The organism is Haloechinothrix halophila YIM 93223, from assembly GCF_000504245.1.
Classification (GTDB): Bacteria; Actinomycetota; Actinomycetes; order Mycobacteriales; family Pseudonocardiaceae; genus Haloechinothrix_A; species Haloechinothrix_A halophila.
In genome coordinates this window covers 2,116,795-2,131,270 of sequence record NZ_KI632509.1, presented here as the reverse complement: position 1 = coordinate 2,131,270, position 14,476 = coordinate 2,116,795, and the positions used below count along the sequence as shown (strand labels likewise).

Below are 14,476 nucleotides of genomic sequence, written 5' to 3'. Positions count from 1 at the left end.
GCCCTCACTTCGTTCCGATGCCGATGGTCATGACGTTGCGCAGGCCCGCTCCCGGGTCGCCGCCGGACCGTTCCCGGAACATCCCGTCCAGAACCCGCACGACGTCGTCGCGCTGGCTCGCGGTCAGGTCGACGACGAGTCGCGCCACGATGGGGTTGCTGGTGGCCACGGCACTCCAGTAGGCATCAGCCGACGGAAAGTGCCACTCCCACGTCGGAGTCAGCACCGAGACGTCCGTGAGGCCGCCGTGCAGGAGCTTCGTCCGCATCGTCTCCGGATCGGCGACCTGGAACGGCAGTGGCGGCGGATTCGTTGGTAGCGGCGTGAGATCGGGAATCGCGGTCCGCATCGCCGACATGAAGAAACTGACGAACTCCGTCTGCGGCAGCGGCCCGAACGACGCGATGACGACGCGGCCACCCGGCGCGGTCACCCGCACCAGCTCAGCAAGGCCGCGGTCGAAGTCAGGCAAGAGAGAGACGCCGTTCAGCGATGCGGCAACGTCGACGCTGTCATCCGGCAGGTCGAGTTCCTCGCCACTCATGACTTGAGCGTCCAGATTGGACAGTGCGTCCGCGGTGGCCCTCGCACGGAGCCGTTCGATCATCGTGGGCGCGATGTCGACGGCCACGACGCTCGCGCCGCGCCGGGCGGCGGGAATAGCCAGCGCTCCCGTGCCCGCCGCGACGTCGAGGAACCGTGTTCCCTGCCGAACACCGAGGTCGGCGACCAGCGTCTCGCCTGAGGTGATGGTCCTGGGTGACACGAGGTCATCGAAGTCGGTGGCGAGGGTGTCCCATGCCGCGCGTATCTGTTCTGGAGCGGGTATCGATGCGGTCATCGTGACGTCCTTCCTCTGTGGCTCATGAGAGAAGGATCCGGCCACGCTGCCAACCAACGCTTCGGGCGTACGGCCCATATCACCGCGGCTCAGGGCTATGGGCAATTCTGTGTAGGCTCGCCCGTTATGCCAACCCGTGCTCGTAGGCGTAGGCGGTGGCCGCCGCGCGCGAGGAGACGCCGAGCTTGGTGAAGATGTTGTTCATGTGCCGAGCCACGGTCTTCTCGCTGATGACCAGCGCGTCGGCGATCTCGCGGTTGGTGACGCCGGTCGCGACCAGCCTGAGCACGTCCAGTTCCCGTGCGGTGAGCCCACCTGGCTCGTCGTGCGACGTGCGGGACAGCTTCGCTACCTCCGCCAACGCCGGGACGGCACCGAGCTGTTCGAACACGCGGCGGGCGGCGTCTCGTTCCATGGCCGCCGTGTCATGGTCGGCCATCCGCTCGCAGGCCTGGCTCATCAGCAGCCGCACCCTTGCGGCCTCATACGGGGCGTCCAGCTGCAGCCACGTCGTCCAGGCACGCCGCAGGGCGTCGCAGGCCGCACTCGCGTCACCCTCGGCGAGCAGCACGGCACCGCGTGCCGACGCCGCCACCGCTCGCAGGTAAGGCGCGTCGAAGTCGAGAGCGAGCGTGTCGAGATCGGCGGCGGCCGTGCGGGCCGCTCCTGTGTCGCCCGCAGCCAGCATGATCTCGACGAACGCGGCGAGAACGCGCGAGCGCTTCACCCGATCGCCCTCGGCTTCGTCCGTGACCCGCCGGATGGCGGCGACCGCGTCGTCGAGACGTCCCTGCGCGAGACGCAACAGCGCCAAGCCAGGGTGCACTGGGTGCCCCCACTCGCTTGACTTCCGGTATGCCTGCTCAGCGCGCCCGAATGCGCCACGCAACCGCAGCAGCTCACCCTGCTGGTAGAGGGCCATGCCCAGTACCGGCTCGCCAGGCAGCTCCGCGAGGTGCGTGCACGCGTCGGTGACCTCGGCGAGCGCGTCGGACCATTCGCCGCGCAGCTGCATGATCTCCGAACGATGAATGAGGCACTGGCCGCGGTACGGCTTCAACTCCTGCTGATCCGCGCACCATCGGCTCAGTGCCGCCGTCCATTCCTGTGCCCGCCGCAGGTCGAAGATCTGCCGGCAGGCGATGATCATCTCGCAGTACATGATCCCAGCCGCGATGGGCGAGATGTCGCCCATCGTCACCGCGAGCATGGCCTCGTCGAGCAACGCGAGCCCCCGCCGCGCCTCACCAAGCAGCACCAGGGCGTGCCCCCGGCTGAGCCTGCTCAGCGCCATCAGGTCTGGGTCAGCGAAGCGGTCGGCGATCGCGAGCACCTCTCCGAAGCCCGCGTACGCCGTCTCCGGATCACCGCCGTCCAGCGCCTGCAACGCGGCCGGAGCCAGCAGATACCCCCGTTCGACGCAGTCCTCACCGGACTCGTCAAGCACGCGCTGGCCACGAGAGAGCCAGCCACTTCCCTCGGCGTGCCTGCCACGGTGGTGCAGGATCACCCCAAGCCAGAAGGCGCACCGCACAGCGCGGCCGGAATCGCCATGAGCCAGGAACTCGCGGTGTGCCCGCGCCATGCCGTCAACGGCGGCTTCGTCTTCGCCGATCAGATATGCCGCCGTCCCGAGCCGGTTAAGATCTTCCGCGCCCAGTAGTGCGTGAGCATCAGCGGCGGCGAGCTCCTCGTAGGCATCCCGCCAGGCGCGACGCGCGTATGCCTGCTGCCCACGCACCACTGTGTCGGTAGTGCGCATCGGCGCTCCACCACCCCACCGCCATCAGGCACTCGAAACTACGACATCTCAGACATCCCCTCAGCATAGTGCGACCGGCACGACGGCCACATGTCGAAACATGGCCAGAAGCACTCAGCCGCCGAGCATGTCGCTGGCGCGCTTGGCCATCTCCTCGTCGGAGACGTCCTCGATGTGGCTGGCGACGTGCCACATGTGCCCGAACGGATCGGTGACCCTGCCGACCCGGTCGCCGTAGAACTCGTCGCTCACCGGCCCAGCCAGCGTCGCGCCCTCGCTGACTGCCTTCTCCACGGTGGCGTCGACGTCCTCGACGTAGATCATCATGGTCACCGGTGTGCCGCCGACCGTCTTCGGGCTGGTGTTGCCGAATTCAGGGTTCTCGTCGGCGAGCATGAGAACCGAGTCACCGATCTGTAGCTCGGCGTGCGCGACGGAGCCATCCGGCATGGTGAAGACATCACCGCGCTGGGTGGCGCCGAAGACCTCGGTGTAGAACTCGATCGCCTTGGCCGCACCCTGCACGGTCACGTGCGGCATCATCCGGGGGTAGTTGTCGGGAATGGGCTTGGGCATGACACTCAACCTTTCACGATCTGCGCCATTTCTCGGATTTCCGCGGAGCGTCAGGCGGGCACAGGTCGAGACGTGCGCCCGTGCGGCGACTCCGCGTTCGGAGCGTACGACGGGGCACCGACAAAAACCGTCATCGAAGTTCCTTGCTCCGCCCGTACGGCCGCGACGAGACTGACGTATCGAGACCACCGCGAAAGGGGCGGCACATGACCTCGACGTCTGAACGGCCCGATGAGCTAGCACGGGTAGCCGCGCCCGACGAGGGCATCTCGGTCGACGAGCTCAAGCTCGCGGCGCGCAACCATGGCATGCCGCTGGAGGCACTGCGCTACGACCTCACGCCGCCGGGCCTGCATTACCTGCTCGTGCACTACGACATCCCCTATGTCGATCCGGCGTCCTGGCGGCTGTCGATTGGCGGCGCGGTGGAGCGCCGCATCGAGCTGGACCTCGATGCCGTGCGTGCCAGGCCCCGCGTCACCCACACGGTCACGCTGGAGTGCGCGGGCAACGGCCGAGCCCGCTTCCTGCCGCGCCCGATCAGCCAGCCGTGGCTGGACGAGGCGATCGGCACCGCGGAGTGGACCGGCACTCCCCTCGCACCGATCCTCGCCGAGGCAGGCATCGCGCCGGACGCCGTCGACGTCGTGTTCACCGGTCACGACCACGGCACCGAACGCGGCGTCGAGCAGGACTACGCCCGTGCGCTGTCGGTCGCGGACGCTACGGCGGACGACGTCCTGCTGGCGTACGAGATGAACGGCGCGCCGCTGCCGCCGCAACACGGCGCGCCGGTGCGGCTGATAGCGCCAGGCTGGTACGGCATGGCGCACGTGAAGTGGCTGCGCGACATCGAGGTGGTGCGCAAGCAGTTCACCGGTTTCCAGAACGCGACGGCGTACCGGCTCAAGCAGGACGCCGACGATCCGGGCGAGCCGGTCACCCGCATCCGACCCAAGGCGCTGGTGGTGCCGCCGGGCTTCCCGGACTTCCAGACCCGCAGGCGCATCGTGGAGGCGGGCGACGTGCCGCTATTCGGGCGCACCTGGTCCGGCACGGGAACCGTGACGCGGGTCGAGGTCAGCACCGACGGCGGCGCAAGCTGGCTGGAGGCCGAACTCGGGCCGCGACCTGGCCCGTACGCCTGGCGGTCCTGGCGACTGACCTGGCAGGCCGACGCGCGAGGCGACTACGAGTTGTGCGTGCGCGCCACGAACGACCGAGGAGAAACACAGCCGGTCGACCAGCCCTGGAACCGGCAGGGCATGGCCAACAACATGGCGCAGCGGGTCGACGTCACCGTGCGGTGAGTCAGCTCCGGCGCGATTCCGTGTTCTCGTACCTACCCGCCAGCAGATCAAGCGTCCGTGCCATGGCGCTGCGCAGGACGTCTTTCCGCTCGTTGACCATAGTGCTCTCGTACTCCGCGACGAGGAACACGTGCAGGTCGACCTCGAGCGTGTTCCAGCCGCGCGCGATCAGGCGCGCGTTCGCACCCCTGGCATCGGGGTGTACGAACGTCATGATCAGCACCAAGGCCGCGGCGACGAGGGCGGATGCCACCGCGAATCCGTCGTCGATCGTCGAGCTCATCACCACACCCGCCGCGATCAGCGCCAACACGGCGGACGCGATGCCAAGCAGCATCTGCACCGTGGCCCAGAAGCGCGACAGCCGTTGCGAACGCTTCGCCCGCCGGGACGCCTGATCCCGCAGGTCCTCCAACTCGGTCCTGATGGAATCGACGGGCTCGCGTGACTCGCGCGGGCGCTCGTCGGTATCCGGCTTGGGTGCCGCCGTGTCTGACTTGGCTGGCGCTGCTGCAGGCTTGTCCGCCGCTGACGTCGCTTTCTCGGACGTTGTCTCTTCGGATGTTGTCTCTTCGGACGTGGTGTCGGCAGACGTCGTCTTGTCGTCGTTCGTCATCATTGCCTCCGCATTTCCGGGAATGCGACGCACAGTAACGGATGACTCGCATTCCCGGAACACGGAACGCGCGGCACCGGAAGCCGGGACGCGAGACCCCGTAGCGCGGGACTCGCGCGCTCGGCGGTGCAACTCACCGCGAATACGGTGCAACTCACCGCGAATACGGTGCAACTCGCGGCGATTAAGGTGTGACTCGCGAGCCCGCCTCGGGCGCCGCCGTGCGTCAGAGTCCGAGTTCGCGGGCGATGAGCATCCGCTGGACCTCGCTGGTGCCCTCACCGACCTCCAGGATCTTCGCGTCGCGGTAGAACCGGCCGACCGGGAACTCGTTCATGAAGCCGTAGCCGCCGAAGATCTGCGTCGCCTCGCGTGCGTTGTCCATCGCGGCGTTGGACGACGTCAGCTTCGCGATCGCGGCCTCCTTCTTGAACGGCTCGCCGCGCAGCATCTTCGACGCCGCCGCGTAGTACGCCAGCCGCGCGTTGTGCGTACGCAACTCCATGTCGGCCAGTTTGAACTGGATCGCCTGGTTCGCGCCGATGGGGCGGCCGAACGCTTCCCGCTCCCGCGCATAACGCAGGCACTCGTCCACGCATCCCTGCGCGAGACCCGTTGACAGCGCGGCGATCGCGATCCTTCCTTCGTCCAGAATGGACAGGAACTGGGCATAGCCGCGACCCTGTTGGCCGACCAAGTTCTCCTGCGGCACGCGGACATCGTCGAACGACAGCCCGTGGGTGTCGGAGGCGTTCCAGCCGACCTTGGAGTACTTCTTCTCCACGGTGAAGCCTGGCGTGCCGGACGGCACGATGATCGCCGAGATCTCCTTGCCACCGTTGTCCTTGGTGCCGGTGACCGCGGTGACCGTGACCAGCGACGTAATGTCGGTGCCGGAGTTGGTGATGAACGACTTACTGCCGTTGATCACCCAGCTGTCGCCGTCGATCTTCGCGGTGGTCTTGGTCGCCCCCGCGTCGGAACCGCCGCCCGGCTCGGTGAGGCCGAACGCGCCCAGGGTCTCGCCCCGGCACATCGCGGGCAGCCACTGCTCCTTCTGCTCATCGGTGCCGAACCGGTAGATCGGCATCGCACCGAGCGACACGCCCGCCTCCAGCGTGATCGCCACCGAGGAGTCGACCCGCGCCAGCTCCTCGAGGGCGAGGCACAGTGCGAAGTAGTCGCCGCCCATCCCGTCGTATTTCTCGGGGAACGGCAGGCCGAACAGCCCCATCTCGCCCATCTGCGCGACGATGCCGTAGGGGAACTCCTCGCGCTCATAGAAGTCGCCGATCACCGGTGCGACCTCGCGCTGCGCGAAGTTCTCGACGGTTTTGCGCAGCGTCTCGTAGGTGTCGTCCAACCGGAGGTCGATCATGACCCTTGCTCCTTTTCGCTGCTCTCGCGCGGAGTCACCACGGCGAGGGTTTCCTCAAGTGCGACCTTTTGGCCCGCCTTGACCGATATCTCACTCACGACGCCGTCGATCGGCGCGGTAATCGTGTGTTCCATCTTCATCGCTTCGACGACCAGGAGTGGTTGCCCGGCGCTGACCTCGGCATCGAGCTCGACCTTGACCGCGAGCACGGTGCCCGGCATCGGGCTGGTGACCGGACCTGCCTCGCCCGCGGCCGCGTCGTCAACGTCGAGCAGCGAGTGCTCACCGACCGCCCAGGTGCGTCCACCCTCGGCAAGCCACAGCGTGTCGGTGCGTTCGTCGTGCACCCGGCCGTAGGTGCGGCGCCGGCCGCCATAGGTGAGTTCCAGGGTGCCGTGACCGGCATCTTCCTTGCGCCTAGTGCCAGTGTCGCGCTTGCCGCCGCGCCAGAACGCCCGCGCGGGAGCCGGTTGGCCGTCGTCCACGGTCACCATGGCGTTCTCCGGGGTGCCGTCCACCCGCACGGTCACGTCGCGACCGCCGCAGGTCAACCGGAACGCCGTGCCGATGGCACCGCCGAGCCGCCAGCCGGTCGGCACGTCCCACGGGTCAACTATCCGGCCAGCGGGCTGCATGCTGAGCAGCTCATCCAGTGCGGCGGCGGCGAACACCTCGTCCGGCACCGGGTCGGCCTTCGCGAGCCGCTCCGCCAGCCGGTCGACCATCTGGGTGTCCATGTTGCCCGCGCGGACGTCGTCGTCGGCCAACAGCGCGCGCAGGAAGGGCACGTTGGTCACGATGCCGAACACCGCTGTGGCCGCCAGCGCTTCGTCTAACCGCGCGAGCGCCTGCCCCCGGTCGTCGCCTCGGGCGATGACCTTGGCGAGCATCGGGTCGTAGTCGGAGCCGACGACCGTGCCGGGCTGCAAGCCAGAGTCGACCCGGACCCACTCGTCGTCCGGTTCAGCGACGCCAAGCACGGTGCCGCCAGTGGGCAGGAACCCGCTGGCCGGGTCCTCGGCGTAGACCCGCGCCTCAATGGCGTGTCCCTCGAGGCGGACCTTGTCCTGGCTGACGCCAAGCCGCTCCCCCGCGGCGACCCGCACTTGCTGTTCCACCAGATCCAGCCCGGTGACCAGCTCGGTAACGGGGTGCTCGACCTGCAGCCGGGTGTTCATCTCCATGAAGAAGAATTCGTCCGGCCGGTCGGCCGACACGATGAACTCGACGGTGCCCGCCCCTGCGTAGTCAACCGCCTTGGCGGCATCGACGGCGGCGGCGCCCATGCGCGCGCGGATGTCGGCGTCCAGCAGCGGTGACGGCGCTTCCTCGATGATCTTCTGATGCCGTCGTTGCAGGCTGCACTCGCGCTCGCCGAGGTGGATCGCGGTGCCGTGGGTGTCAGCGAGCACCTGGATCTCGATGTGCCGAGGGCTGGTGACGAACCGCTCGGCCAGGAGCCTGTCATCGCCGAACGCCGACCGCGCGACCCGTTGCGCCGAGGAGATCGCATCCGAAAGCTCGCCCGGCTCACGAACGACGACCATGCCCTTGCCACCGCCGCCAGCGGACGGCTTGAGCAGGATCGGATAGCCAATATCGTCCGCGGCGGCGGTCAGCTCCGCCGCCGAGCCGAAAGCTCCGGGCACCACCGGCACCCCGGCCGCGGACACGGTCTGCTTGGCGCGGATCTTGTCGCCCATGGCGTCGATCGCCGCCGCGGGCGGTCCGATGAACACCAGCCCTGAGTCGGCGCAGGCCCGAGCGAACGCGGCGTTCTCCGACAAGAAGCCGTAGCCGGGGTGCACCGCCTGCGCACCGGTTCGTTTCGCGGCGTCCAGGATGGCATCGATCGACAGGTAGCTTTCGGTAGCGGCTGCCGGTCCGATCCGCACCGCTACATCAGCCTCGCGGACGTGCCGCGCGTCGGCGTCGGCGTCGCTGTAGACGGCCACCGAGGTGATGCCCATGCGGCGCAGCGTGCCGATCACTCTGACCGCGATCTCACCGCGATTGGCGACGAGGATTGTCTTCAACGGGGGGTGGGTGGGTAGATTCAACACTGCCCCTCACATCCTGAAGACGCCGTAGCTGATGTCGTCGAGTGGCGCGTTGGCCGCGGCCGAGAGCGCGAGCCCGACGACGGTGCGGGTGTCGACCGGATCGATCACACCGTCGTCCCAGAGCCGTGCCGTGGAGTAATACGGGTGGCCCTGGTGTTCGTATTGCTCCCGGATCGGGTCCTTAAACGCTTCCTCGTCCTCGGCGGACCAGGTCTCACCGCGCCGTTCGATGGCATCGCGGCGCACCGTGGACAACACCGACGCCGCCTGCTCGCCACCCATGACGGAGATCCGCGCGTTCGGCCACATCCACAGGAATCGGGGCGAGTACGCCCGCCCGCACATGGAGTAGTTGCCGGCGCCGAACGAGCCGCCGATGATCACGGTCAGCTTCGGCACCCGCGCGCAGGCGACGGCGGTGACCATCTTCGCGCCGTGCTTGGCGATGCCGCCAGCCTCGTAGTCCTTGCCGACCATGAACCCGGTGATGTTCTGCAGGAACAGCAGCGGAATCGAGCGTTTGTCGCACAGTTCGATGAAGTGCGCGCCCTTCATCGCCGACTCGGCGAACAGCACGCCGTTGTTGGCGATGATGCCAACCGGGTGACCGTGGATCCGGGCGAACCCGGTGACCAGCGTGGTGCCGTACTCCGCCTTGAACTCGGCGAACCGGCTGCCGTCAACGACCCGGGCGATGACCTCGCGGACGTCGTAGGGCGTGCGGGAGTCCGTCGGCACGACGCCGTACAGCTCGGTCGGGTCGACGGCGGGTTCCTCCACCGGGGCGACGTCCCATGGCCGGGGTACGCGCGGCCCGAGGGTGGACACGATGGAGCGCACGATCCGCAGCGCGTCGGTGTCGTCGTTCGCCAGGTGGTCGGTGACGCCGGACTGCCTGGCGTGAACGTCGCCGCCGCCGAGTTCCTCGTCGGTGACCTCCTCGCCGGTCGCGGCCTTCACCAGCGGCGGACCGCCGAGGAAGATGGTGCCCTGGTTGCGCACGATGACGGCCTCGTCGCTCATCGCGGGCACGTACGCGCCACCAGCGGTGCAGGAGCCGAGCACGGCCGCGATCTGCGGGATGCCGCGCGCCGACATCGTGGCCTGGTTGTAGAAGATGCGCCCGAAGTGCTCACGATCGGGAAAGACCCCGTCTTGTTCCGGCAGGAACGCGCCCCCGGAATCGACGAGGTACACGCACGGCAGGTTGTTGTGCAGTGCGACCTCTTGCGCGCGCAGGTGCTTCTTCACCGTGATGGGGTAGTAGGTGCCACCCTTCACGGTGGCATCGTTGGCGACGATCACGCACTCGCGGCCCGACACCCTGCCGACGCCGGTGATGATCCCCGCGGCGGGCGCCTCGTCGTCATACATGCCATTCGCGGCCAGCGGCGAGAGCTCGAGGAACGGCGACCCCGGGTCGAGCAGAGCGTCGACCCGGTCACGTGGTAAGAGCTTGCCGCGCTCCACATGCCGGACCCGTGACTTCTCCGGCCCGCCGTGCATGGCCTGCTTGACGCGACCATTCAGGTCCGCGACCAGCTGGCCGTGTTCCGCGGCGTAGCGCTGGAAGTCCTCCGAGGCCGGATCGGCGTCGGACCGCAGCGGCTTGGCGTCCATTCGGCGTTCCCTCACCCCGTTAGTCGTCGTTAACCTGGTTACCGATGTTAGTATGTGTTAACGCATCCGTCCACCCTGGAGGGCTATTCACAAGTGTGCCGGTGCGGCCCGCCAGAAGGGTGGGTCACAACGGCTCACTACAGGTGAGAGCCGTGATTCACGGGACCCACCGGGGTGAATGGCCCGACCTCTGGTAAGACACTGATCCGGCACCTTCGAGGGGAGCAGTTCGCGGTGACTGAGGCAAGCGATACGAGCACCGCGCCGCGCGCGGTCACCGGCACACCGTCGCGACGAGACCAAATCCTGGCCGCGGCGGCGGAACTGTTCGCCCTTCACGGCTTTCACGGCGTCGGTATCGACGACATCGGCGCCGCTGTCGGTGTCTCTGGTCCCGCACTCTACCGCCATTTCAAGGGCAAAGACGCCATTCTGGGTGAAATGCTGACATCCATCAGCGAGAACTTGCTGCAGGGCGGCATCGCGCGGGCCACCGAGGCCGACACCGCGACCGAGGCGCTGACCGCGCTGGTGCGCTTCCACACCGACTTCGCGCTCGACCACCCATCGCTGATCACGGTGCAGGAACGCAACCTCGGCAACCTACGCGACGAGGACCGCAGGCAGGTCCGTACGCTGCAGCGTCGCTACGTCGAGGTCTGGGCCAGCACCATCACCGACGCCATGCCCGACGTGCCGCTGCCGAGAGCGCGTTCCTGCGCCCACGCGGTGTTCGGGCTCATCAACTCAACGCCGCACACCCGCTACCTCGGCAGGGCCGAACTGGCGGACCTGCTCACCGATATGGCACTGGGAGCACTTCACGCGGCCTGATGATCTCGTGTTTGATAGGGCCCGTGGACGCCGACTTTCCCGGAAAGGCCCGACTCGCGGCACAAGCGACGCTCGCCCTGCGTGCGGCGCGGCGTGGTGACGACGCCGCGGCGCTGGCGCATGCCAGCGAAAACGTGCGTGACCTCGTCATGCTGCTGTTCGGTGAGTGCGGCGTCCTCGTCTCCGCGCTCGGCGACGGCGGCACGACGCCGGTCAAGGTGCAAGTCTTCGACGATGAGGGCAGCGAGGTCTCCATCGACCAGGCCGACCCTCCGGTGCGCACCGCCGTGCGCACATTGCTCGCCGAGATGCACGGCAACACCGACGACGCGCGTCAGCACGTCGCTATCGCGCTGGACAACGCCGAGCCCGAGGAGGTGGACAGCCTGGTGCTGCAGGCGCTGCGCTGGACCATCAGGCTGGCTGGCGAGTGCGTGGATCGCGACCTCGATGTGCCGGACTGGATCACCGACGCGCTGGCGGACGACGAACCATGACCTCGCTGGCCAGCGTCGTCAACCGGGTCGGCCCGACGTTGCTGCACGCCGTCGTGCTGCCGGAGGGCAATGGCCAGCGCAACGTCGCTGACGTGGTGATCGCCGAGGCCGGCTCGCACGGCACCTACGGCTCGGCCCTGCGCGCGGGCCTGATGCACCTCAACGCGGGCGATCTCGTGCTCGCGGTCGCCGCGACGACCGTGGACGACGCCGTCGACCTCGTGCGCGAAAGCGCGGCGTGTTCGGCGGCCGCCGTGCTGCTCAAGCCACCGCTGGCGCGCAGGGCGGCGGTGCGTAAAGCGGCGACCGAGGCCGAGATCGGGCTGATCGAGGTGCACGCCAAGACGTCATGGGCACAGCTGGTGTGGCTGCTGCGCACGGTGCTGGACGCCATCGCCGATGAACGCGAGGCCACCGACGCGCCCGAAGCGGGCTCGGCCGATCTGTTCCGGCTCGCCGACGCGGCCGCGTCCGTGGTCGACGCGCCGGTGACTATCGAGGACACGAACTCCCGCGTGCTGGCGTACTCCGCACGCCAAGACCTCACCGATCCCGCGCGGGTGTCGACGATCATGGGCAGGCGCATCCCCGACGATGTCCTGGCGCGGTTCCGGTCGCGGGGCGTGTTCCGGGAGCTGTCCACGGGCAAGCAGACCATCTTCGTACCCGCGCAGCAGGATGGCACGTTGCCCCGGCTGATCGTGCCGATCCGGATGGGCGGCGAGTTGCTCGGCTCGATGTGGGCGGTGGTCGACGGCCCGGTGTCGGAGGAGCGCGCCGCCGCGTTCGCCGACGCGGCGCCGGTAGTGGCGGTGCACCTGCTGCGCAGACGCGCCAGCGCGGATGCGCACCGGCGGGCGACGGCTGAGCTGGTGGCGGGGCTGCTGGACGGCACGGCGAGCCCACGCAGGGCGATGGCAGAGCTGGGCATGACCGCGGCGGCGCACCGCGTGATCGCCGTCGACACCGGTGGCAAGCACCCTGACGATCATCCCCGTGCGGAGGGGCTGCGGCTTGCGCTGCTGGAACGGGTCGGTAAGCGTATCGGCGCACACGCGCACGGCTGCACCCTCGGTGGCGTGCTGTATCTGGTGGTGCCCGCCGAGCGGGCGGACTGGTCCGAGGTGCGGCAGGTGCTGGCCAAGGAGTCGGCAGCGGCCAAACGCACCTTCCGCGCCGCGGCGGGCAGCAGACGTCCGGGAGCGGAGCTGTCGCAGTCCCGGGCGGAGGCGGACGAGGCGCTGGGGCTGCTGCGCGCCGAACTGGTCGAGGGACCGGTGATCAGCTTCGATGAGGCATGGACGGCGCTGACGCTGCACCGGGTCGCCACCGCGACCGCGGGCTCCGGTGTGCTGGAACTCGGCCCACTCGAGCACCTGCGAGAACAGGACCGCACCGGCAAGACCGCCTATGTCGACACCCTCTACGCCTGGCTGCGTCATCCGGGCGATCCCCGCGCGGCAGCGCATGAGCTGCGGATTCACCCGAACACGCTGCGCTACCGGATGCGCAAGCTGCTGGAACTGTGCGACATCGACCTGGACGACCCCGACGTCCGGCTGGCGCTGCTGACGCAGCTGGTCAGCATGCGTTGGTCCTGACCGTACTGTTGCGGCACAACCATGATCGCGGGACAACATTGTCGCGCCAGAACGATGACATTCGGTGATTCCGGGTACACCGTTGAGGTGTCAGCCCGCAGAACCATCGGAGGCGCACAGTGCGTATCGCAGTCCCCCGCGAGATCAAGAAGCATGAGTACCGGGTCGCGGCGACCCCGGCAGGCGTACACGAGTTGACCGAGCGTGGTCATGACGTGTTCGTCGAGGCTGATGCGGGGGCAGGCTCGGCCATCAGCGACGAGGAGTACCTCGCCGCTGGCGCCAAGGTGCTCTCCAAAGCCGAGGACGTCTGGGCCGAGGGCGAGCTGGTGCTCAAGGTCAAGGAACCGATCGAGCAGGAGTACTCGCTGCTGCAGCGCGACCAGGTGCTGTTCACCTACCTGCACCTGGCGCCGAACCGTCCGCTCACGGACGCGCTGATCAACGCGGGCACGACGTCGTTCGCCTACGAGACGGTGCAGCTGCCGTCTGGTGCGTTGCCGCTGCTCGCGCCGATGTCTGAGGTCGCTGGCAGGCTCGCACCGCAGGTGGGTTCGTACGCCATGCTGAAGCCGAGCGGCGGGCGCGGCGTGCTGCCCGGCGGCATCCCCGGTGTGCACCCGGCGCGGGTGACGGTCATCGGCGGCGGCGTCGCTGGCATCAACGCCGCGCGAATCGCGCTGGGCATGGGCGCCGACGTCGAGGTGCTCGACACCAACGTCGACAAGCTCCGTCAGATCGACAACGACTTCGGCGGCCGGATCCGGACGCTGACCTCGAACGCACTGACACTGGACGAGTCGATCATGCAAGCGGACATGGTGATCGGCGCGGTGCTGGTGCCGGGCGCGCGAGCTCCGAAGCTGATCTCGAACGCGCAGGTGGCGCGGATGAAGCCGGGCAGTGTCCTTGTCGACATCTCCATCGACCAGGGCGGCTGCTTCGCCGACTCCCGGCCGACCACCCACGACGAGCCGACCTACCTGGTGCACGACTCGGTGTTCTACTGCGTCGCCAACATGCCCGGCGCGGTGCCGCGCACCTCGACGTACGGCCTGACCAACGTGACGCTGCCGTACGCGCTTGAGCTGGCTGGCAAGGGTTGGCGCGCCGCGGCGCGGGCCGACGAGCCGCTGGCACTCGGCCTGACCACGCACCAGGGCGCGCTCGTCAACGAGCCGGTCGCCATCGCACACGGCATCGAGCACACCACACTGGAGTCCGTGCTGGGCTGATATCCGCAGGGCGGTTGGCCGGGGTTCGCCCGCGAGGCCTGTTCACCGAAGTTGATCAGCTTCCCCTGCACTGCGACCACCAGAAACAGGCATACGAGACACAATCTGGTTCTACGGCAGGGGAAGCTGATCGACACTGGCTG

The 14,476-nt window shown here is 68.3% G+C and carries 12 protein-coding genes; 5 read left to right on the top strand and 7 right to left on the bottom strand.

Annotated elements, in window-relative coordinates:
• Window positions 1–4: 4 nt before the first annotated feature.
• The 3 genes from AMYHA_RS09610 to AMYHA_RS09600 form a co-directional block, all read right to left on the bottom strand.
• A complete protein-coding gene (locus AMYHA_RS09610) occupies window positions 5–841 on the bottom strand; it encodes a class I SAM-dependent methyltransferase (protein ID WP_034270181.1) in 837 nt (278 codons plus the stop codon).
• 124 nt (window positions 842–965) lie between these two features.
• A complete protein-coding gene (locus tag AMYHA_RS28280) occupies window positions 966–2,603 on the bottom strand; it encodes a LuxR C-terminal-related transcriptional regulator (RefSeq protein WP_034270179.1) in 1,638 nt (545 codons plus the stop codon).
• Between the two features lie 114 nt (window positions 2,604–2,717).
• Window positions 2,718–3,179: a VOC family protein gene (locus AMYHA_RS09600; protein WP_034270176.1), complete on the bottom strand. Its 462-nt coding sequence runs from the start codon at window positions 3,177–3,179 to the stop codon at window positions 2,718–2,720.
• Between the two features lie 206 nt (window positions 3,180–3,385).
• Between AMYHA_RS09600 and AMYHA_RS09595 the strand changes: the two genes are divergently transcribed.
• A complete protein-coding gene (locus AMYHA_RS09595) occupies window positions 3,386–4,489 on the top strand; it encodes a sulfite oxidase (protein WP_034270173.1) in 1,104 nt (367 codons plus the stop codon).
• 1 nt (window position 4,490) lies between these two features.
• Here AMYHA_RS09595 and AMYHA_RS09590 read toward each other — a convergent pair whose 3' ends face one another.
• The 4 genes from AMYHA_RS09590 to AMYHA_RS09575 form a co-directional block, all read right to left on the bottom strand.
• Window positions 4,491–5,105 (bottom strand): hypothetical protein, encoded by a 615-nt coding sequence (locus AMYHA_RS09590; protein ID WP_157361978.1) that lies wholly within the window; start codon window positions 5,103–5,105, stop codon window positions 4,491–4,493.
• A 226-nt stretch (window positions 5,106–5,331) separates the two neighbouring features.
• On the bottom strand, window positions 5,332–6,483 hold the full coding sequence (locus AMYHA_RS09585) for an acyl-CoA dehydrogenase family protein (RefSeq protein WP_034270170.1): 1,152 nt from the start codon (window positions 6,481–6,483) through the stop codon (window positions 5,332–5,334).
• Window positions 6,480–8,519 (bottom strand): acetyl/propionyl/methylcrotonyl-CoA carboxylase subunit alpha, encoded by a 2,040-nt coding sequence (locus AMYHA_RS09580; protein ID WP_034270167.1) that lies wholly within the window; start codon window positions 8,517–8,519, stop codon window positions 6,480–6,482. The genes AMYHA_RS09585 and AMYHA_RS09580 overlap by 4 nt, the downstream gene beginning before the upstream one ends.
• A 33-nt stretch (window positions 8,520–8,552) precedes the next feature.
• Window positions 8,553–10,166, bottom strand: coding sequence for a carboxyl transferase domain-containing protein (locus AMYHA_RS09575; protein ID WP_034270164.1), 1,614 nt, complete (start codon window positions 10,164–10,166; stop codon window positions 8,553–8,555).
• A 234-nt stretch (window positions 10,167–10,400) separates the two neighbouring features.
• Here AMYHA_RS09575 and AMYHA_RS09570 point away from each other — a divergent pair, with 234 nt between their 5' ends.
• From AMYHA_RS09570 to ald, 4 genes are all read left to right on the top strand, one after another.
• On the top strand, window positions 10,401–11,000 hold the full coding sequence (locus tag AMYHA_RS09570) for an SACE_7040 family transcriptional regulator (protein ID WP_051400370.1): 600 nt from the start codon (window positions 10,401–10,403) through the stop codon (window positions 10,998–11,000).
• Window positions 11,000–11,497: a hypothetical protein gene (locus AMYHA_RS09565; RefSeq protein ID WP_407919882.1), complete on the top strand. Its 498-nt coding sequence runs from the start codon at window positions 11,000–11,002 to the stop codon at window positions 11,495–11,497. Before AMYHA_RS09570 ends, AMYHA_RS09565 begins: the two co-directional genes overlap by 1 nt.
• Window positions 11,494–13,098 carry a PucR family transcriptional regulator gene (locus tag AMYHA_RS09560; protein ID WP_034270162.1) on the top strand — a complete coding sequence of 535 codons (1,605 nt, stop codon included), beginning with the start codon at window positions 11,494–11,496 and terminating at the stop codon, window positions 13,096–13,098. Before AMYHA_RS09565 ends, AMYHA_RS09560 begins: the two co-directional genes overlap by 4 nt.
• A 119-nt stretch (window positions 13,099–13,217) precedes the next feature.
• Window positions 13,218–14,333, top strand: a complete 1,116-nt coding sequence (gene ald, locus AMYHA_RS09555) for an alanine dehydrogenase (RefSeq protein ID WP_034270159.1) — start codon at window positions 13,218–13,220, stop codon at window positions 14,331–14,333.
• Window positions 14,334–14,476 lie beyond the last annotated feature (143 nt).